Source organism: Ancylobacter polymorphus (genome assembly GCF_022836935.1).
Taxonomy (GTDB): domain Bacteria; phylum Pseudomonadota; class Alphaproteobacteria; order Rhizobiales; family Xanthobacteraceae; genus Ancylobacter; species Ancylobacter polymorphus_A.
In genome coordinates this window covers 2,896,876-2,915,987 of the sequence record NZ_CP083239.1, presented here as the reverse complement: position 1 = coordinate 2,915,987, position 19,112 = coordinate 2,896,876, and the positions used below count along the sequence as shown (strand labels likewise).

The window sequence follows — 19,112 nt, the reverse complement described above, 5'->3', positions numbered from 1 at the left end:
GTCAGGCGCGCGGGGCACGTCGATGCGGTCGAGGACCGGTGGTTGAGGCTCAGATGGCGATGCCCCCGCCCCCCGTCAAGGGAGCGGGCCGCGCCGCTGGCCGGACCTGCTGGCCCGGCCCCGTCCACCGCCGGTCGACTACGCACTCGCGCCCGCATCGCCGGCCGCGCGGTCCGCATAAATGTAGAGCGGACGTGCGTTCTGCTCGACGACCTCTTTGCTGATGACGACCTCTTCCACGCCTTCCAGGCCCGGCAGGTCGAACATCGTGTCGAGCAGGATGCCTTCCATGATCGAGCGCAGGCCGCGCGCGCCGGTCTTGCGCTCGATGGCCTTGCGGGCGATGGCGCCCAGCGCTTCCTCATGAATGGTCAGCTCGACATTCTCCATCTCGAACAGGCGCTGATACTGCTTCACCAGCGCGTTCTTCGGCTCGGAGAGGATCTTCTTCAGCGCGGCCTCGTCGAGGTCGCCCAGCGTGGCGATGACCGGCAGACGGCCGATGAATTCCGGGATCAGCCCGTATTTCAGCAGGTCTTCCGGCTCCACTTCGCGGAACACTTCGCCGGGCTTGCGGTCCTCGGGGGCCGCCACCACCGCGCCGAAACCGATGGACGTGCCCTTGCCGCGCGAGGAGATGATCTTGTCGAGGCCGGCGAAGGCGCCGCCGCAGATGAACAGGATGTTGGTCGTGTCCACCTGCAGGAATTCCTGCTGCGGATGCTTGCGCCCGCCCTGCGGCGGCACGGAGGCGACCGTGCCTTCCATGATCTTCAACAGCGCCTGCTGCACGCCCTCGCCCGACACGTCGCGGGTGATGGAGGGGTTGTCGGACTTGCGGCTGATCTTGTCGATCTCGTCGATATAGACGATGCCGCGCTGCGCCCGCTCGACATTGTAGTCGGCCGACTGCAGCAGCTTGAGGATGATGTTCTCCACATCCTCGCCGACATAGCCCGCCTCGGTCAGCGTGGTCGCGTCCGCCATGGTGAAGGGCACGTCGAGGATGCGGGCGAGCGTCTGCGCGAGCAGCGTCTTGCCCGAGCCCGTCGGCCCGATCAGCATGATGTTGGACTTGGCCAGCTCGACATCGCCGGCGTGCTTGGTCGCGTGGTTCAGGCGCTTGTAGTGGTTATGCACCGCCACCGAGAGGACGCGCTTGGCATGGAACTGGCCGATCACATAGTCGTCCAGAACCTTGCAGATTTCCTTCGGGGTCGGGATGCCGTCGCGCGACTTCACCAGCGAGGATTTGTTCTCCTCGCGGATGATGTCCATGCACAGCTCGACGCATTCATCGCAGATGAACACGGTCGGTCCCGCAATGAGTTTGCGGACCTCGTGCTGGCTCTTGCCGCAGAACGAGCAGTAAAGAGTATTCTTGCTGTCGCCGCCGCCAACCTTGCTCATGCGTCTCTCCGTCCGCTCGGCGGTCCAGGCACTGCCCGGAACCGCCCCAGTCCCGCGGCCGCCGCGGGCCTCCAAGGGGGGAGAAACGCGACGGCTCGAAAAGGCCGTCAAAAGGAAGCGACTTAAGGGTCCCTGTTCTGTCACAGCCAAGCACGCTGGCTACGATCCGATCAAGAAGGCATTCGCACCATCCCCGCTTTCGCGAAATGGGCATCTGCCCGTCGTCCCCTCGTCACACCTCCAGGCGACACTTCATGCTGATGCCATGCAAGCGCGATACCGCGACGCATGCAAGCCCGCGCTTCATCTCGACGCGGGCTCAGGTGTCAATATAGGAAGTCGCGCCGCATTCGGAAACACGGCGCGAAGGCCCGTCAGGGCTTCACCGGCGCCTCATCCGGGCGCTTGTCGATCACTTTGTCGATAAGCCCGAAGGACTTGGCCACCTCGGCGGTCATGAAGTTGTCGCGCTCCAGCGCGTCTTCCACCGACTTGAGGTCCTGGCCCGTGTGCTTCACGTAGATCTCGTTGAGCCGCTGCTTGAGGCTCATGATCTCCTTGGCGTGGAGCATGATGTCGGTCACCTGGCCCTGGAAGCCGCCCGAGGGCTGGTGCACCATGATTCGCGCGTTCGGCAGGGCGAAGCGCATGTCCTTCTCGCCGGCGGTCAGCAGCAGCGAGCCCATCGAGGCGGCCTGGCCGATGCACAGCGTCGACACCGCCGGCTTGATGAACTGCATGGTGTCGTAGATCGCCAGACCCGATGTCACCACCCCGCCGGGGGAGTTGATGTACATCGAGATTTCCTTCTTCGGATTTTCCGCTTCGAGGAACAGCAGCTGGGCGACCATGAGGGTCGCCATGCCGTCCTCGACCGGACCGGTCAGGAAAATGATGCGCTCTTTCAGCAGCCGCGAATAAATGTCGTAGGAACGCTCGCCCCGGTTGGTCTGCTCGACCACCATCGGGACCAGGTAGTTGTTCAGGGTATCAATCGGGTCACGCATATTTCGATCCTCGGCGGCACGGCGCGCCTGCGCCGCCCGCGAATCCACCTACCCCACAATAAAGGGAAAGCGCGTCCCTACCAGCCCGCCGGTGCGGCAGCGGCGGGAGGCGGAGCCGCGCAACGCGCACGACTCCGCGCGTTCCGCCGAAATCAGGCCGCCTTGTCGTCCTCGTCCTCGGCATAGAGTTCCTCGCGGGTGACGGGGACCTCGTTGACGGTGGCGAGTTCGAGCAGGTAGTCGACGACCTTCTCCTCGAAGATCGGCGCGCGCAGGCTGGCCAGCGCCTGGGCGTTCTTGCGGTAGAACTCCCACACCTGCTGCTCCTGCCCCGGGAACTGCCGGGCGCGCTCGACGACGGCGCGGGTCACTTCGTCGTCGGTGACCTGGATGTTGTTCTTCTCACCGATTTCCGCAAGGACCAGGCCGAGGCGCACGCGGCGCTCGGCGATCTTGCGGTAATCCTCGCGGGCGGCCTCCTCGGTGGTGCCCTCATCGGCGAAGGTCTTCTTCTGGGCTTCCATCTCGGCGGTCACCGAACCCCAGATGCCATCGAATTCCTGCTCCGCCAGGGTCGGCGGCACGTCGAACTTGTGCAGGCCGTCCAGCGCGTCGAGCAGGCGGCGCTTGGCCTTGTTGCGGCTCTGCGCGTTGTGCTCCTGGGCGATGCGGCTCTTCACCTGCTCCTTAAGCGCGGCGAGGCTGTCCATGCCCAGCGTCTTGGCGAACTCGTCGCCGATTTCCATCTCGGTCGGGGCTTCGATCATCTTCGCCGTCACCTCGAAGGAGGCTTCCTTGCCGGCGAGGTGAGCGGCCTGATAGGCCTCGGGGAAGGTGACGGTGACGGTGCGGGTCTCGTCTTCCTTGATGCCGACCAGCTGCTCCTCGAAGCCGGGGATGAAGCTGTTGGAGCCGAGCACCAGCGGCACGTCCTCGCCCGCGCCGCCCTCGAACTTCTCGCCGTCGATCGAGCCGACGAAGGAGATGGTGACGCGGTCGCCGTTCTCGGCCGTGCCTTCGGGCTTGGCGGCATAGGGGCGGTTGGCGTCGGCGATGCGCTTGACGGTCTCCTCGACCTCCTCGTCGGAGACGGCGAGCACCGGCTTGTCCAGCGTGATCGACTTGAAGTCGCCGAGCGTGATCGCCGGCAGCACTTCGAGGTTCACGGTGAAGGACAGGTCGGCCTTGCCCTCGATGACCTCGTTCACCTGCTCCTGGTCCTGCGGCAGCTCCACCTTGGGCTGCATGGCCAGCTTGAAGCCGTTATCCTCGATGATCTTGGTGTTGGCCTCGTTCACCGCCTGGTCGATGACCTCGGCGAGCACGGACTTGCCATACATGCGCTTGAGATGCGCGACCGGCACCTTGCCGGGGCGGAAGCCGTTGAGGCGGACCTTGTCCTTGAGTTCGCTGAGGCGCGCATTGGCCTTGGCGTCAAGTTCGGAGGCCGGCAGCACCACGCGATATTCGCGCTTCAGACCTTCGGCGAGGAGTTCGGTGACCTGCATTTTAATCGGCCTTCGTCTAGTTTGCCGCGTGCGCGGGCTCTCGAATGTCGGTGTGCGTGGCCGCGTGATCGCCGACGGCCGCGCTCGGTGCAAATGGGTCGGAAGGCGGCACCGGACAAGGGTAAGGCACTGGTGCGGGCGGAGGGACTCGAACCCCCACGACTCTCGCCACTGGAACCTAAATCCTCGGCTGACTTACGCCACTTCCAACAATTTCAAGGGGTTCCATCCGCCACAGGTGGCGCGGTGTGGTACACTCACCGGGTCGTCGTCGCCCGGCAGGCGGATCGCAACGTTTGCTGCTCATCCCACCACACCTTGCAAAACTCCATGCGCCCGGTAAGGCGGTCCACCTTGATGAGACCCCCTAACGTCGCGCTCTCATAGTAGCTGTATCGAAGCTGCGCAAGGGCAGGTACTACCCAGAGGACCAGTGCCACCCCAAGGGCTGCAAGGCTCAGGCGGCCGATTTGGGAACCCACCCAAGTCCCTAGCCGCGCCAAGGTCGTCTGCTGGGCCGCTATGCGGCGGCGGGCATCCTCCTCGAACGTTGACATCGCGGGCTCCGCAGCGCTACCAGCGGCCGTTATAGGGCCCCCTTGGCGGAATTGGTAGACGCGACGGATTTAGGTTCCGTTCTCGTGAGAGGTGCCGGTTCGAGTCCGGTGGGGGGCACCAACTCGATCGTACCGAAGCTACACAGCCCCCAGCCGGCCGAAGAGGCGGCGATAAACCGGGCGCAGCGCGTCGATCAGATCGTCGGCCACCAGCCCGGGCCCGGCCTCGCGCGCGGCCTCGCCGTGGAGCCACACCGCGGCGCTCGCCGCCTCGAAAGGCGGCATGCCCTGCGCCAGCAGCCCGCCGACGATTCCCGCCAGCACGTCCCCCGCCCCGGCGGTCGCGAGCCAGGGCGGCGCATTGGCGGCGATGCTAGCGCGCCCGTCCGGGCTCGCCACCACCGTGTCCGGCCCCTTGAGCAGCAGCGTCGCCCCAAGGCGCGCGGCGCCGGCCCGCGCCCGCTCCAGCCGCGAGGGCGCCTCCAGCACCTGCGGGCAGCGCTCGAAAATCCGCGCGAACTCACCGTCATGCGGGGTCGCCACGGCCGCCGGCGCACCCGCCAGCGCCCGCGCCAGCGCGTCCGCCTCGCCCTTGAAGGAGGTGAGGAGATCGGCGTCGATGACCAGACGCCGGCCGCCGCACACTGCGAGCTTGGCGCGGGCCGCCTCCCCGACGCCCAGCCCGGGGCCAAGCACCAGCGTCGTCAGGCGCGGATCGGCGAGCAGATGCGCCAGCCCGGCCGCGTCCTCCACCGGCCGTACCATGATGGCGGAGAGATTCGCCGCGTGGATCGGCAGCGCCTCGGCCGGGCACGCCACCGTCACCAGCCCGGCCCCGGCCCGCAGCGCCGCGCGAGCGGAAAGCCGCGTCGCCCCGGTCGCCTGCGCCGGGCCGGAAACGGCCACGAGATGACCGCGCGAATATTTATGCCCCTCCGGCGCCGGCACCGGGAAATGGCCGGCCCACAGCTCCGGCACATTGGCGAAGGCGCGGGGCGCGAGGACGTCAAGCGCGGCGGGGAGGATGCCGATATCCGCGACGCTCACCTCCCCCGCATGCAGGCGCCCCGGCAGCAGCACATGGCCGGGCTTGGCGCGGAAGAAGGTGACGCTCCAGCGCGCCTCGATCGCCGCCCCGCGCACCGCCCCGGTCGCGCCGTCAATGCCGGAGGGCAGGTCCACCGCCAGTACCGGCAGTCCGGCGGCGTTCACCCGCTCCACCAGCGCCCGCGCCGCGCCGTCGAGATCGCGCGCTAGCCCGGCGCCGAACAGCGCGTCGATGACGAGATCGGCGCCGATGAGGTCCACCGTCTCCGCCGGCGCGACCGGCCCTTCCCAGCGCGCCGCCATGAGCGCGGCATCGCCGCGCAAGGCCTCCCGCTCGCCCAGCAGAGCGAGACGCACCCGGTAGCCGGCCGCCGCCAGGAGCCGCGCGGCGACGAATCCGTCCCCGCCATTATTGCCCGGCCCGCACAGCACCAGCACAAGCCCGCCGGCCGCCGTCACCCGCGCAGCGAAGGCTGCGACAGCGTGTCCCGCCCGTTCCATGAGCACCGCGCCGGGAACGCCGGCGGCGATAGTGAAGGCATCGGCGCGGGCCATTTCGGCGGGGGTGAGAAGCTGCATCGGTCCTGGGTCCTGCGCGGGCGGCGGCGTCGGCTTTAGCTTAGCGGAAACCGCGTCGGCCGGGGCAAGAGCACGACAGCCGCAACAATCGGCGGCAAATGCCTAGCTTTAGCGCAGCCCCTAGGCCGCCGGCCTCGCGGCTTTTGCCTACTTTGCCGGCATATCGCTCATAACTTCATCATTCCCGGAAATCGAAGCTGTTTGGCCGGTGCGGTAGCGGCATGCGATGATGCGCTATTAACGGTTTCCGGCGACACTAGGGTGCTTGGCATGGGTTCTGCTTCTTCGCGACCCGACTCGGCCGGGCGTCGCGGATCGACGAGTCAGGGAGACGAGGTCAGATGAAGAAGATTGAGGCCATCATTAAGCCCTTCAAGCTCGACGAGGTGAAGGAGGCGCTGCAGGAGATCGGCCTGCAGGGCATCACCGTCACGGAAGCCAAGGGCTTCGGCCGGCAGAAGGGACACACGGAACTCTATCGGGGCGCCGAATACGTCGTCGATTTCCTGCCGAAGGTGAAGATCGAGATCGTGGTCGCCGACGAGACGGTGGAAACGGCGATCGACGCTATCCGCCGCGCCGCCCAGACCGGCCGCATCGGCGACGGCAAGATCTTCGTTTCCAACATCGAAGAAGCCATTCGCATTCGTACCGGTGAGTCGGGCGTCGACGCCATCTGACAGCCAGCGTAGTATGGTGGCGCATATGAGCGCGCCGCATCCCCACGGATGCGGCGCGTATCGTCGTTGACCATCCGCTTGGGATCCATCTGCCCTGCAAAAGACGGCAGTATCAGAAGAGGTACGAACAATATGACGACGGCCAAGGATGTAATGAAGCTGATAAAGGACAACGACGTGAAATACGTCGACCTGCGCTTCACCGATCCCCGCGGCAAGTGGCAGCATGTGACCTTCGATATCTCGATGGTCGACGAAGATTTCTTCGCCGAAGGTCAGGCATTCGACGGTTCCTCCATTGCGGGCTGGAAGGCCATCAACGAATCGGACATGCATCTGCAGCCCGATCTCGACTCCGTCAGCATCGACCCGTTCTTCGCCGAAACCACGCTCGTCGTGGTCTGCGACGTGCTGGAGCCGACCACCGGCGAGCCCTATTCGCGCGACCCGCGCGGCATCGCCAAGAAGGCCGAGGCCTATCTCAAGTCCACCGGCATCGGCGACACCATCTATATCGGCCCCGAGGCCGAATTCTTCATCTTCGACGACGTGCGCTTCACCGCCGACCCCTACAACACCGGCTTCAAGCTCGATTCGGTGGAACTGCCGACCAATGGCGGCACCGAATATGAAGGCGGCAATCTCGGCCACCGCGTGCGCACCAAGGGCGGCTATTTCCCGGTGCCGCCGGTCGACAGCTGCCAGGACCTGCGCGGCGAGATGCTCGCGGCCATGGCCCGCATGGGCGCCAAGGTCGAAAAGCACCATCACGAGGTCGCTTCCGCCCAGCATGAGCTGGGTCTGAAGTTCGACACGCTGGTGACGATGGCCGACCAGCTGCAGGTCTACAAGTACTGCATCCACCAGGTCGCCAATGTCTATGGCAAGACGGCCACCTTCATGCCGAAGCCAATCTTCGGCGACAACGGCTCGGGCATGCATGTGCACCAGTCGATCTGGAAGGACGGCAAGCCGATGTTTGCCGGCAACAAATATGCCGACCTCAGCCAGGAATGCCTGTGGTACATTGGCGGCATCATCAAGCACGCCAAGGCGCTGAACGCCTTCACCAACCCGCTGACCAACTCCTACAAGCGGCTGGTCCCGGGCTATGAGGCGCCCGTGCTGCTCGCCTATTCCGCGCGCAACCGCTCGGCCTCCTGCCGCATCCCCTACACCACCTCGGCCAAGGCCAAGCGCGTCGAGACCCGCTTCCCGGACCCCGGCGCGAACCCCTATCTCGCCTTCGCCGCGCTTGTCATGGCCGGCCTCGACGGCATCCTCAACAAGATCGATCCGGGTCCGGCCATGGACAAGGACCTCTATGATCTGCCGCCGAAGGAGCTGAAGAAGATCCCGACCGTCTGCGGCTCGCTGCGTGAGGCGCTTGCCTCGCTCGACAAGGACCGCGAGTTCCTCAAGAAGGGCGACGTGTTCGGCGACGACTTCATCAACGCCTATATCGAGCTGAAGATGGCCGAGGTGATGCGGTTCGAAATGACCCCGCACCCGGTCGAGTTCGAGATGTACTACTCGGTCTGATCGGCACGCCGGTCGACCAACGGAAAGGGGCGCCGCGAGGCGCCCCTTTTTCGTGCCCGCCCGTCGATTTCCAGCGGTATCCTGCGGCAATTTACTCTAGGCGCTATCACGGTTGCGTGAATCGTGTAAGGCTCCCCTACGGTATCTTAGTGGGGGCTTTTCTATGCGTCATACTGTGTTGGGAGCCGTTGCGTCGGTGCTCCTGATGGGAACCAGCAGCGCCGCGCTCGCGTCGACCGGCTGCTCCGCTCTGAACGGCAGCTTCTCAGGCGGCTCGACCTCCGGCAGCATGACCGGCACCGGGTTCGCTGCCGGCGACACGATCAAGCTGACCATCACCGCCGTCGGGGGCTCCGACCGGCTGGGCCTCTACAATGCGACGACGCACAACCCGGCGATCCTGAGCTTCGACACGGTCGGCTCGCAGACCTATGTCGTGCCGGAGGCAACCACGGACGAACTCATCATCAGCGGCACGCAGTCCAACCCAGCCTCGAATTTCTCGTGGAGCTGCACGGCCGGCGGCGGCGGGAGCGCCGGTGTCACCGACAGCCAGAAACTGACCAGCGTCCAGTCGATCGGCTCGACGGTCGTGGCCAACACGTCGGGCGCCGCCATCAGCACCTCGGTGTCCACCGCCATCGATTCCGCGCTGGGCGGGGGCGGCTCCAGCCCCTCGACATCGACCGGCAAGGTCATGAGCGCCTATGAGTACGCCACTTATGTGGCTAAGGATAAAGCCTCTGGGTTCAATGGGCCAGCGCAGTTGGGGGCGTTCGGAAAGGCCTACAGTGAGGCATTAGTTTCCTACGGCGTGCACTCCATGGATGGGCAAGTGCCCGTGCTAACCGCAACTGGCATCGAGTGAGTAGCTAAGTCTTCGGTGACCGCCAGCACCTCGTCGCAATTCGCTCCCGCCGACAACCGCACCGGCGTTTCGCAAACCGCGGGCGATGCCTTCTCGGCCCTCAGCTATGCGAACGTCAACAAGTCGCTCTCGCTCGCCACGCCGATGGCCGAGCAGAACTGGAGCGCCTGGGTCGATGTGCGCGGCAGCGGATTCCAGCAGTCGGATTCCGACCTGATGAAGGGCACGCAGATTAACGCCACGGTCGGCCTCACCTATCGGCTCGCCCCCACCGTGGTGGTCGGCGTGTTCGGCGGTTACGAGAATTTCGACTATGACTTCGCCTGGCTCACCGGCAATCTGGATGGCGACGGCGCCACGGTCGGCACCTATGCCGGCTGGCAGATCACGCCGACGCTGCGCTGGAAGGGCATGGTCGGCTGGACGGGCCTGAGCTACGACGCCTCCGCCGGGCTGGCGGCCGGCAGCTTCGACGGCTCGCGCTGGCTGCTCTCCACCGGGATCAACGGCACCTATGATGTCGCCGGCTATGTCGTCGAACCCTCCGCCGATGTGTTCGCCCTCTGGGAAAGTCAGGGCAACTATATCGACACGCTGGGAGGCCTCCACGATTCGCGCGATTTCTCCACCGGGCGCGTCGCGCTGGGCGGCAAGGTGACGGCGCCGCACTGGATCGAGGGCGTGATGCCCTATCTCGGTCTTTACGCCGACTGGCGCTTTGCCTCGGACGATGCGGTGGTGGCGGATGTGCCCGACACCGGCATTGGCGATGGCTGGTCGGCGCGGGTCACGGGCGGTTTCAGCATGCGTGTTCTCACGGCCGGGTCGCTGTCGCTCGGCGGCGAATATGGCGGCATCGGCGCGGATTACAGCGTGTGGACCGGCACCGCCCGTCTGACCGTGCCGTTCTGACCCTCACAGTACCGACAGCGGGGCGGCGACGCCGCCTGCGCTGCCCTGCCTGCGCTGTGCCGATGGCGCCGTACGGCAGCACCCGGCACAGAGTGCGAGCAGACAAACAAAAAGGGCGGGTCGCAGGACCCGCCCTTTCGCATTGGAAGCCGAAGCGCCGATCAGCGCTTGGAGAACTGGAAGCTGCGGCGGGCCTTGGCCTTGCCGTACTTCTTGCGCTCGACCACGCGCGAGTCGCGGGTCAGGAAGCCACCCTTCTTCAGCGGGCCGCGCAGTTCGGGCTCGTAATAGGTGAGCGCGCGGGAGATGCCGTGGCGCAGCGCGCCGGCCTGGCCGGAGAGGCCGCCGCCGGAAACGGTGCAGACCACGTCATACTGGCCGGTACGGGCAGCGGTGGCGAAGGGCTGCTGGATGATGAGGCGCAGCACGGGACGGGCGAAATACACCTCGACGTCGCGCTCATTGACCAGGATCTTGCCGGTGCCGGGGCGCACCCACACGCGGGCGACCGCGTTCTTGCGCTTGCCGGTGGCGTAGGCGCGGCCCTGCTTGTCCAGCTTCTGGACATGCTTGGGGGCCTCGGCGGCCTGGGACTTCAGGGCTTCGAGCCCGTCGAGCGACTGGATGAGCTCAGCCATGATCAGATACCCACGTTCTTGCGGTTGAGCGCGGCGACATCGAGCGTCTCCGGCTGCTGGGCCTCATGCGGATGAGTGGCGCCCTTGTAGACACGCAGATTGCCCATCAGCTTGCGGCCGAGCGGGCCGCGCGCCAGCATGCGCTCCACCGCCTTCTCGACGACCCGCTCCGGGAACCGGCCTTCGAGGATGAACTTCGCAGTCCGCTCCTTGATGCCGCCGGGGAAACCGGTGTGGTGGTAATACACCTTGTCGTCGCGCTTGCGGCCGGTCAGCACCACCTTGTCGGCGTTGATGACGACGATGTTGTCACCGCAATCGACGTGGGGGGTATAGATCGCCTTGTGCTTGCCCTTCAGGCGGGTGGCGATGATGGTGGCGAGACGACCGACCACGAGGCCGGTGGCGTCGATCACGACCCACTTCTTCTCAATATCGGCGGGTTTTGCCGAAAACGTCTTCATGGGAAAATCCATATGCAAGGGCGCGGAGTACCCGCACCTCTCTCGTGGCGGGGTTCTAGACGAGAGCCCATGCAACGTCAATCCCACCTTATCGGATATATTGCTTATAAATCAATGAGTTACGATTTAGGTATTTTAATACCCCATCCTAACCCCTTGAAATCCGCCCTCCGGCCCGCCGCTCTACAGCCCATGCGGCCCCTCCCCGTGCCCGCACCGGCGCACCATATGTCGGATAGAAGCCTCGTCATCTGCCTGAGGAGACCCCGTGAATCACGATCCCTATGACGACGCCTTCATCGCGGGCTGGCTCGGACGCGTGCGCACCATCGCCGTGGTCGGCGCCAGCCCGAATCCGGCCCGCCCGAGCCATGGCGTCGCCCGCTTTCTCGCCGCGCACGGCTATACCGTGTTCGCCATCAATCCCGGCCAGGCCGGGCGCAACATCGCTGGGCTGCCCACCTATGCGCGCCTTGCCGATGTACCGGAGCCGATCGACATGGTGGACGTGTTCCGCGCGCCGGAATATCTCGCCGCCGTGGTAGCGGAATCGCTCGCCCTTTCGCCCCGCCCGCAGCTGATCTGGAGCCAGCTCGGCGTGCGCGACGATGCCGCCGCCGCCACCGCCGAGGCGCAGGGCATCGCCGTCATTCAGGACCGCTGCCCCGCCATCGAGATTCCCCGGCTGCGGCTTCCACGCCTCGCCTAGACGCAATATCAACAGCCAACTTCCGCTGTTTAATTCTTTCTCCAGCCCTGTTGCGTTTTTTAGCCAAGGCGCGACACTGCCTCCCAAGACGCCCGCCGCCGCGCACCGCTCGCGCGGCCGCTGAGCCGTCGACAGGAGAACGCCAATGACCGACGCCACCACCCCCGCCCCGGGCTTCGCCACCCTCGCCGTGCATGCCGGCGCCGCCCCCGACCCGACCACCAAGGCGCGCGCGACGCCGATCTACCAGACCACCTCCTTCGTGTTCGACGATGTCGACCACGCCGCCTCGCTGTTCGGGCTGAAGGCGTTCGGCAACATCTATACGCGCATCGGCAACCCCACCAATGCGGTGCTGGAAGAGCGCGTGGCGGCGCTGGAAGGCGGCACCGCCGCGCTGGCGGTCGCCTCCGGCCATGCCGCGCAGCTGCTCACCTTCCAGACGCTGCTGACCCCCGGCGACGAGTTCATCGCCGCGCGCCGTCTCTATGGCGGGTCGATCAACCAGTTCAACCACGCCTTCAAGAGCTTCGGCTGGAACGTCGTCTGGGCGGATTCGGACGATGTCGCCTCCTTCGAGCGCGCGATCTCCCCGCGCACCAAGGCGATCTTCATCGAGTCCATCGCCAATCCCGGCGGCATCGTCACCGACATCGCCGCCATATCGAAGATCGCCAAGCGCGCCGGCGTGCCGCTGATCGTCGACAACACGCTGGCGACGCCCTACCTCATCCGTCCGTTCGAGCACGGCGCCGACATCATCATCCATTCCGCCACCAAATTCCTCGGCGGCCATGGCAATTCCATCGGCGGCGTCATCGTCGATGGCGGCTCCTTCGACTGGCTGCGCGAGGGGCGCTATCCCTTCCTCACCCAGCCGCGCCCGGAATATGAGGGCGTGGTCATCGGCGAGACCTTCGGCAATTTCGCCTTCGCCATCGCCGCCCGCGTGCTCGGCCTGCGCGATCTCGGCCCGGCGCTGTCGCCGTTCAACGCCTTCCTGCTGCTCACCGGTATCGAAACGCTGCCGCTGCGCATCCAGCGCCATTGCGACAATGCGCTGGCGGTGGCGAAATTCCTCGCCGACCACCCCAAGGTGTCGTGGGTCAGCTATCCCGGCCTGCCGGGAGACCGCTATTACAACCTCGCCCAGCAATACACGCCCAAGGGCGCCGGCGCGGTGTTCACCTTCGGCCTGAAGGGCGGCTTCGAGGCCGGCGTGGCGCTGGTGTCCGGGGTGAAGCTGTTCTCGCACCTCGCCAATATTGGCGACACCCGCTCGCTCATCATCCACCCCGCCTCCACCACCCACCGCCAGCTCGCCGACGAGCAGAAGGTGCTGGCCGGTGCTGGCCCGGATGTGGTGCGCCTCTCGGTCGGCATCGAGGACGCGGCGGACATCATCGCCGATCTCGAACAGGCGCTGGCAAACGCCTGAGATCACCGGCGAACCGGCGCCGGCGGGCGCGCGATGGCCGATCTCGATCAGGCGCCCACGGGCGCCTGATTCACACCAAGGTTTCGCCAACCTTGCGGATCGTGAATGAATTGTGAGCGTGGCATGCGCGGCCCGCAGGGCTGGGATGCGGTATATTTCCTACCAAACAAGCAGGATGTCGAATATCTAGGCAACGGAATGATTAACGGACGTGCAGCTGCCGGGGATGCCCGGAGGCCGCGATCCGGTAACTACAACCGATGGAGACTGACATGCTGCTTTGGGGCCTCGTTGCCAAGCAGATCCGCCGCTACCAGGCGTATCGCCGCACTCTCGTTGAGCTCTCCCAGCTCGACGACCGCACCCTCGCCGACATCAACGTGTCGCGTGGCGAAATCACCAGCGTTGCCCGTCGCGCCGCCGCTGCGGCGTGATGCGGCCTTGAGGCCGGACGCTGGCGTCTGAATCGGACACATCGTCCACCTCACTGCACTGATCGTACGGCCCCGGAATTTTCCGGGGCCGTTCTTTTTTGCCCCCGTTCCGTGCTAAGCCGCGCGCGGATGTGTTGAGCAGCGGCAGGATATGAGCATCACCGAAAAGCGCCCGGTTCACATTGTCGGCGGCGGCCTCGCCGGCTGCGAAGCCGCCTGGCAGCTCGCCCGTCGCGGCACCCCTGTCGTGCTGCACGAAATGCGCCCGACGCGCGGCACCGATGCCCACAAGACCGACAGCCTGGCCGAGCTCGTATGCTCTAACTCCTTCAGATCAGACGATTCTTCCAATAATGCCGTCGGCGTGCTGCATGCCGAGATGCGCCGCCTCGGCTCGCTCATCATGGGCTGCGCCGACCGTCACCAGATCCCCGCCGGTGGCGCGCTGGCGGTCGATCGCGACGGCTTTGCCGAGGCCGTCACCGCCGCCATCGCCGCCCATCCGCTGATCACGGTGGAGCGCGGCGAGGTCGCCGGCCTGCCGCCGGAGGATTGGGACAGCGTCATCATCGCCACGGGCCCCCTCACCTCACCGGCCCTGGCGGAAGCGATCCGCGCCCGCGCCGACGAGCAGGCGCTCGCTTTCTTCGACGCGATCGCGCCGATAATTCACTTTGATTCCATAGACATGACCGTCTGCTGGTTCCAATCGCGCTACGACAAGATGGGGCCCGGCGGCACCGGCGCCGACTACATCAACTGCCCCATGGACAAGGAGCAGTACGAGGCCTTCGTCGCCGCCCTCGTCGCCTCCGACACCGTGCCCTTCCGGGAGTTCGAGGCCAACACGCCCTATTTCGACGGCTGCCTGCCGATCGAGGTGATGGCCGCGCGCGGACCGGAGACGCTGCGCCACGGCCCGATGAAGCCGATGGGGCTGACCAACGCGCATAACCCGACGGTAAAGCCCTATGCGGTGGTCCAGCTGCGGCAGGATAACGCGCTGGGCACGCTCTATAATATGGTCGGCTTCCAGACCAAGACCCGCCATGGCGAGCAGACCCGCCTGTTCCGCATGATTCCGGGGCTGGAGAAGGCGGAATTCGCCCGGCTCGGCGGGCTTCACCGCAACACCTATCTCAATTCGCCCCGTGTCCTCGACCCCACGCTACGGCTGAAGGCCGAGCCGCGCCTGCGCTTCGCCGGCCAAATCACCGGCTGCGAGGGCTATGTGGAAAGCGCCGCCATGGGGCTGATGGCCGGCCTGTTCGCCAGCGCCGAGCAGCGCGGGGAGGCCCCCGTCTTGCCGCCTCCAACCACCGCCCATGGCGCCCTCCTCAACCACATTACCGGCGGCCATATCGAGAGCTTGGAAGCGGGCCCACGCTCCTTCCAGCCGATGAACGTCAATTTCGGCCTGTTCCCGCCGCTCGACGCCAACCCCACTCGCGACGCCGAAGGCAACCGCCTGCGCGGCACGCAGAAGACGGTGGCCAAGAAGCAGGTGCTCGCCGCCCGCGCCCTCGCCGATATGGACGCCTGGGCCAAGGCCCACGCGGATGAGCCGAACGAGGCCGCCGCGTGAGCCTCACGGTCCCCGCCAAGGGCGGCGTGTTCGAGCTCGACACCGTGCTCAAGCGCGACACCTTCTCCACCATCGAGCGCGGCTTCTGGCGCGATGCCGCCGGCACCGTCTACCCGGCGGTCCGACGCAACTATGCGGAGGTGAAATGGTGGGTGAAGCCGCTCGCCCGCCACTTCGCCGCCCGCGAGGCGCGCGCGCTCATGCGTGCGGAGGGCAGCGGCCACACCGTGCCAGTGTATGCGCTGGAAGAGGGTTATCTGGTCCGCGGCTTCGTCGACGGCATCCCGCTGCAGATCGCCCGTCCGCGCGGCGACCGCGCCTTCTTCGCCTCCGCCCGCAAGGGCCTGCGCGAGGTACACCGGCGCAACATCGCCCATAACGACCTCGCCAAACCGCAGAACTGGCTCTACGCCGCCGATGGCCGCGCAGTCCTGATGGACTTCCAGCTCGCCATGGTATTCTCCAAGCGCAGCAAGGCGTTCCGTGTCGCGGCCTATGAGGACATCCGCCACTTTCTGAAGCAGAAGCGTAGCTACTGCCCGGAGGCATTGACCGCGCGCGAGAAGAAAATCCTGGCGCGCAAGAGCCTGTTCACCCGTGTGTGGATGAAGACGGGCAAGAAAATCTACAATTTCGTTACCCGCCGCCTGCTGAACTATCACGACACCGAAGGGCGCGGCCCTCGCGCCATGGAGCAGGGCCCGCGCATCGCGAGCGCGCTGGGCGAGGTCTCGAGCGTGCGCCACGTGCATATCTGCGATTTCCCCACCGCCGGCCATTCCTTCGGGCTCTATGCCTTCGTCGAGGCGGAGGGCGTGACCGAGGAGGGGCTGCGCGCGCATCTCGCCGCCCGCCTACCGGACCTGCTGCCGCCCGAGCATCTCCAGCTCGTGCCCGCCCTGCCACGCGATGCGACCGGCATGGTCCGCGACGACCTGCTGCGCCTCGTCGCCCTCAACCAGCTCGATCAACTCTCCCAGCTGCCGCGTGGGCCGGAGGAGGATGAGGCGCTGGCCGTCATCGTCCGCGAGCGCCGCAACCTCAGCGACCGCGTGCGCGGCGGCATCTAGATCATTTCACCGCTTCACGGAAACGGTGAAATGATCTAATTATTTGTTTTGTCGCGTTTTCTTCACGCGAACCGGTATCCACTTCGCTCGAAAACGCTCTAGCCGGCCGCGCCGCCGCCCGCCTGCGCCTTCAATTCGCGCACGAAGGCATCGACCAGCGGCTGCTCACCCTTGAGCCGCCGCGTGGCGGCGAAATGGGTGGTCTCGAAGCCATAGGCCTCGGGCCGCAGCACCCGCATCTCTCCCCGCGCCACCCAGTCCTCGCCGATATGGCGCGGGAGATAGCCGATGAACCGGCCGGAGAGGATCATCATCACCTGCGCCTCCATCTGCACGATGGCGCCGCTCGCGCGCGGGTGGTTGACCCGGTAGAGGTCGTCGAGGTGCCGATAGCGCCGCACCGAGAAAAGCGCCTCCTCGATGCGGGCATGGATGATGTCAGTGCCCGGCAACGCGAAGAGCGGGTGCGCGCGCCCGCAATAGAGCGCCTGCGCCTCGCGGTTGAGCGGCACATAGGTGAGGCCCGGCACCTTCTGCGAGAAGGGTCCGACCACAATGTCCCGCGCTCCGTCCATCAAGGCCCGCTCCAGCACCAGCGGCGTGCCGAGTTCGAGATCGACGAACACCTCGGACGCATAGGCCATGTAGCGCGACAGCGCTGTCTGCAAGCCGAGTTGCGGGTTGGTGACGACGCCATCGACAATGCCGATCCGCAGCCGCCCCACCAGCCGGCGCTGGTCCTGGCCGATGCGGCCGTGGAAGGCGTCGATGTCGTCGAACAGCCGCTTGGCGGCGGCGAGAGTCGATTCGCCGAAGGGCGTCAGCCGAAAGCCGGCGCGCCCGCGCTCGCAGAGCTGCCCACCCAGCTTGCGCTCCAGTGCCGCGAGATGGGTGGAGAGCGTGGATTGCGACAGGTTGAGCGCGATCTGCGCGTCTTGGAAGCCGCCCTTCTCCGCCAGCGTGACGAAGACGCGCAGCAGCCGCAGGTCGATATTGTCGAGACGGCGCATCCGCTCTCCACTCACATCGAACTTTGCCGATGTATCTTTCCATTAATTCCGATTTCTCCTGATGTGAAGATGCGCCAGCATGGCGGGGCCAAAGGGAGCCCACCGTGCCCGTCTTCCCCCGCCTCACCCGGTCCCGCCCATGAGCCTCGACGGCATTTCCGGCCGCAGCGTGCTGGTCACGGGCGCCAGCCGTGGCATCGGCCTTGGCATCGCCCGCGCTTTCGCCGCGGCGGGAGCGCAGTTGCATATGCTGGCCGATGACGAGGCGATCCATGAGGCCGCCGAACGCATCGGCGCGCGCGGCCACCGCGCCGACATCACCTCGGCGGAACAGATGGCAGCGGTGGCGGACGCGATCCCCCATCTCGACGTGCTGGTGAACAATGCCGGGCTGGAGCGCGTCACCCCGCTGGACGATATGAGCACCGACAACGAAGCGATTTTCCGCCGTGTGGTGGAGATCAATGTCGTCGGTACGTTTCTCGTCACCCGCGCTTTGCTACCCCGCCTCGCCCATGGCGGGCGCATCATCAACACCGCTTCCATCTGGTCGCGCGGCGCCGAGCAACTGTTCGGCGCCTATGTCGCCTCCAAGCACGCGGTGATCGGCCTCACCAAGACCTGGGCCAAGGAGCTCGGGCCGCGCGGCATCACCGTCAATGCCGTCTGCCCCGGCTGGGTGCGCACGGAAGCCTCGCTGCGCTCGCTCCATGCCATGGCCGCGCGCACTGGCCTCGCCCCCGAAATGCTGCTGGAGGAAATCGTCGCCGCGCAGATTCTGCCGGGCTTCATGGACCCGGAAGATGTGGCGGGTACATATCTCTTCCTCGCCTCGGACCTGGCGGCCAACATCACCGGCCAGAGTCTCGGGGTCGATCGCGGAGAATTGCCATGGTAGCCCACCACAAGGACCACCCCCACCGGGATTTGCGCGTCATCGTCACCGGCGCGGCAAGCGGCATCGGCCGGGCAAGCGCGGATGCACTGTGCGCCGCCGGCGCCAAGGTCATCGGCTTCGATCTTCACCCGCCACCCGACGAGACCCGCTGGCCGACCATTCTGGTGAACGTGGCGGACGAAGCCTCGGTCATTGGCGGCATGGAGGCGGCGGTGGCGGAACTGCGCGGGCTCGATGTCATCGTCAACTGCGCTGGCATCTGCGAGGAGACGCCGCTGGCGAGCCTCAATATCGCGACCTATGAGCGGATGGCGGCGGTCAATATACGCGGGCCGATGCTGATGGCACGCGAGGCGCTCTCCCGCTTCAGCGGCGAGGGGCCGGTGCGCGGGCGGATCATCAACATCGCGTCGGAACTCGCCTATCTCGGCCGCGCCGGCTTCTCCGGCTATGCCGGCACCAAGGGCGCGGTCCTCACCCTCACCCGCTCCTGGGCGCGGGAACTGGCGCCGGAGATTCTCGTCAACGCCATCGCGCCTGGGCCTGTCGACACGCCGCTGCTCGACTTCGCCAATCTGAGCGAGGAACTGAAGCGGCTGGAAACCGGAAACCCGTCCGGCCGCGTCGGCCGCCCGGAAGAGGTCGCGCAAGCCGTTCTCTTCCTGGCGAGCCGCACCACCACCTTCATTACCGGCCAGTGCCTCAGCGTCGATGGCGGCGCGGCGATGCACTGAACGGGCACGCCATCACACTCAG

Annotated in this window: 18 protein-coding genes and 1 tRNA gene; 12 read left to right on the top strand and 7 right to left on the bottom strand. The window is 66.2% G+C overall.

What is annotated here, in order from left to right:
- Positions 1 to 138 precede the first annotated feature (138 nt).
- The 3 genes from clpX to tig form a co-directional block, all read right to left on the bottom strand.
- Complete coding sequence (clpX, locus tag K9D25_RS13725) at positions 139 to 1,410, bottom strand: ATP-dependent Clp protease ATP-binding subunit ClpX (RefSeq protein ID WP_244376030.1); 1,272 nt, start codon at positions 1,408 to 1,410, stop codon at positions 139 to 141.
- A gap of 374 nt (positions 1,411 to 1,784) precedes the next feature.
- Positions 1,785 to 2,417, bottom strand: a complete 633-nt coding sequence (locus K9D25_RS13720) for an ATP-dependent Clp protease proteolytic subunit (protein ID WP_244376028.1) — start codon at positions 2,415 to 2,417, stop codon at positions 1,785 to 1,787.
- Positions 2,418 to 2,569: 152 nt separating this feature from the next.
- Positions 2,570 to 3,925 carry a trigger factor gene (gene tig, locus K9D25_RS13715; protein WP_244376026.1) on the bottom strand — a complete coding sequence of 452 codons (1,356 nt, stop codon included), beginning with the start codon at positions 3,923 to 3,925 and terminating at the stop codon, positions 2,570 to 2,572.
- A 593-nt stretch (positions 3,926 to 4,518) separates the two neighbouring features.
- Here tig and K9D25_RS13710 point away from each other — a divergent pair.
- A tRNA-Leu gene (locus K9D25_RS13710) sits at positions 4,519 to 4,603 on the top strand.
- A gap of 17 nt (positions 4,604 to 4,620) precedes the next feature.
- On the opposite strand, the gene K9D25_RS13705 is transcribed toward K9D25_RS13710, so the two are convergent.
- Positions 4,621 to 6,108, bottom strand: a complete 1,488-nt coding sequence (locus tag K9D25_RS13705) for an NAD(P)H-hydrate dehydratase (RefSeq protein WP_244376024.1) — start codon at positions 6,106 to 6,108, stop codon at positions 4,621 to 4,623.
- Positions 6,109 to 6,449: 341 nt separating this feature from the next.
- On the opposite strand from K9D25_RS13705, the gene K9D25_RS13700 reads away from it, so the two are divergent.
- The 4 genes from K9D25_RS13700 (at position 6,450) to K9D25_RS13685 (ending at position 10,110) form a co-directional block, all read left to right on the top strand.
- Positions 6,450 to 6,788 carry a P-II family nitrogen regulator gene (locus tag K9D25_RS13700; RefSeq protein WP_018386933.1) on the top strand — a complete coding sequence of 113 codons (339 nt, stop codon included), beginning with the start codon at positions 6,450 to 6,452 and terminating at the stop codon, positions 6,786 to 6,788.
- 132 nt (positions 6,789 to 6,920) lie between these two features.
- On the top strand, positions 6,921 to 8,330 hold the full coding sequence (glnA, locus tag K9D25_RS13695) for a type I glutamate--ammonia ligase (protein ID WP_244376022.1): 1,410 nt from the start codon (positions 6,921 to 6,923) through the stop codon (positions 8,328 to 8,330).
- A 205-nt stretch (positions 8,331 to 8,535) separates the two neighbouring features.
- Positions 8,536 to 9,198 (top strand): hypothetical protein, encoded by a 663-nt coding sequence (locus K9D25_RS13690; protein WP_244376020.1) that lies wholly within the window; start codon positions 8,536 to 8,538, stop codon positions 9,196 to 9,198.
- Positions 9,199 to 9,213: 15 nt separating this feature from the next.
- Positions 9,214 to 10,110 (top strand): autotransporter outer membrane beta-barrel domain-containing protein, encoded by an 897-nt coding sequence (locus tag K9D25_RS13685; protein WP_244376018.1) that lies wholly within the window; start codon positions 9,214 to 9,216, stop codon positions 10,108 to 10,110.
- A gap of 161 nt (positions 10,111 to 10,271) precedes the next feature.
- On the opposite strand, the gene rpsI is transcribed toward K9D25_RS13685, so the two are convergent.
- Entirely contained in the window at positions 10,272 to 10,748 is a 477-nt protein-coding gene (gene rpsI / locus K9D25_RS13680) for a 30S ribosomal protein S9 (RefSeq protein WP_244376016.1), read from the bottom strand.
- A gap of 2 nt (positions 10,749 to 10,750) precedes the next feature.
- The gene (gene rplM, locus K9D25_RS13675; RefSeq protein ID WP_244376014.1) at positions 10,751 to 11,212 is read right to left on the bottom strand and encodes a 50S ribosomal protein L13; all 462 of its coding nucleotides are present in this window, start codon (positions 11,210 to 11,212) and stop codon (positions 10,751 to 10,753) included.
- A 268-nt stretch (positions 11,213 to 11,480) separates the two neighbouring features.
- Here rplM and K9D25_RS13670 point away from each other — a divergent pair, with 268 nt between their 5' ends.
- The 5 genes from K9D25_RS13670 to K9D25_RS13650 all read left to right on the top strand — a co-directional run bounded on the left by K9D25_RS13670 (position 11,481) and on the right by K9D25_RS13650 (position 16,448).
- A complete protein-coding gene (locus K9D25_RS13670; protein ID WP_244376012.1) occupies positions 11,481 to 11,921 on the top strand; it encodes a CoA-binding protein in 441 nt (146 codons plus the stop codon).
- 145 nt (positions 11,922 to 12,066) lie between these two features.
- Positions 12,067 to 13,359 carry an O-acetylhomoserine aminocarboxypropyltransferase gene (locus tag K9D25_RS13665; protein ID WP_244376010.1) on the top strand — a complete coding sequence of 431 codons (1,293 nt, stop codon included), beginning with the start codon at positions 12,067 to 12,069 and terminating at the stop codon, positions 13,357 to 13,359.
- Positions 13,360 to 13,631: 272 nt separating this feature from the next.
- A complete protein-coding gene (locus tag K9D25_RS13660) occupies positions 13,632 to 13,793 on the top strand; it encodes a DUF1127 domain-containing protein (RefSeq protein WP_244376008.1) in 162 nt (53 codons plus the stop codon).
- Between the two features lie 151 nt (positions 13,794 to 13,944).
- Positions 13,945 to 15,378 carry a methylenetetrahydrofolate--tRNA-(uracil(54)-C(5))-methyltransferase (FADH(2)-oxidizing) TrmFO gene (gene trmFO, locus K9D25_RS13655; protein ID WP_244376006.1) on the top strand — a complete coding sequence of 478 codons (1,434 nt, stop codon included), beginning with the start codon at positions 13,945 to 13,947 and terminating at the stop codon, positions 15,376 to 15,378.
- Positions 15,375 to 16,448, top strand: a complete 1,074-nt coding sequence (locus K9D25_RS13650) for a serine/threonine protein kinase (protein WP_244376004.1) — start codon at positions 15,375 to 15,377, stop codon at positions 16,446 to 16,448. Before trmFO ends, K9D25_RS13650 begins: the two co-directional genes overlap by 4 nt.
- 98 nt (positions 16,449 to 16,546) lie before the next feature.
- On the opposite strand, the gene K9D25_RS13645 is transcribed toward K9D25_RS13650, so the two are convergent.
- Positions 16,547 to 17,458 (bottom strand): LysR family transcriptional regulator, encoded by a 912-nt coding sequence (locus K9D25_RS13645; RefSeq protein ID WP_244376003.1) that lies wholly within the window; start codon positions 17,456 to 17,458, stop codon positions 16,547 to 16,549.
- A gap of 139 nt (positions 17,459 to 17,597) precedes the next feature.
- Between K9D25_RS13645 and K9D25_RS13640 the strand changes: the two genes are divergently transcribed.
- Positions 17,598 to 18,356 (top strand): SDR family NAD(P)-dependent oxidoreductase, encoded by a 759-nt coding sequence (locus K9D25_RS13640; protein ID WP_244376001.1) that lies wholly within the window; start codon positions 17,598 to 17,600, stop codon positions 18,354 to 18,356.
- The gene (locus K9D25_RS13635) at positions 18,350 to 19,090 is read left to right on the top strand and encodes an SDR family NAD(P)-dependent oxidoreductase (RefSeq protein WP_244375999.1); all 741 of its coding nucleotides are present in this window, start codon (positions 18,350 to 18,352) and stop codon (positions 19,088 to 19,090) included. Before K9D25_RS13640 ends, K9D25_RS13635 begins: the two co-directional genes overlap by 7 nt.
- The last annotated feature ends 22 nt before the right edge of the window (positions 19,091 to 19,112 follow it).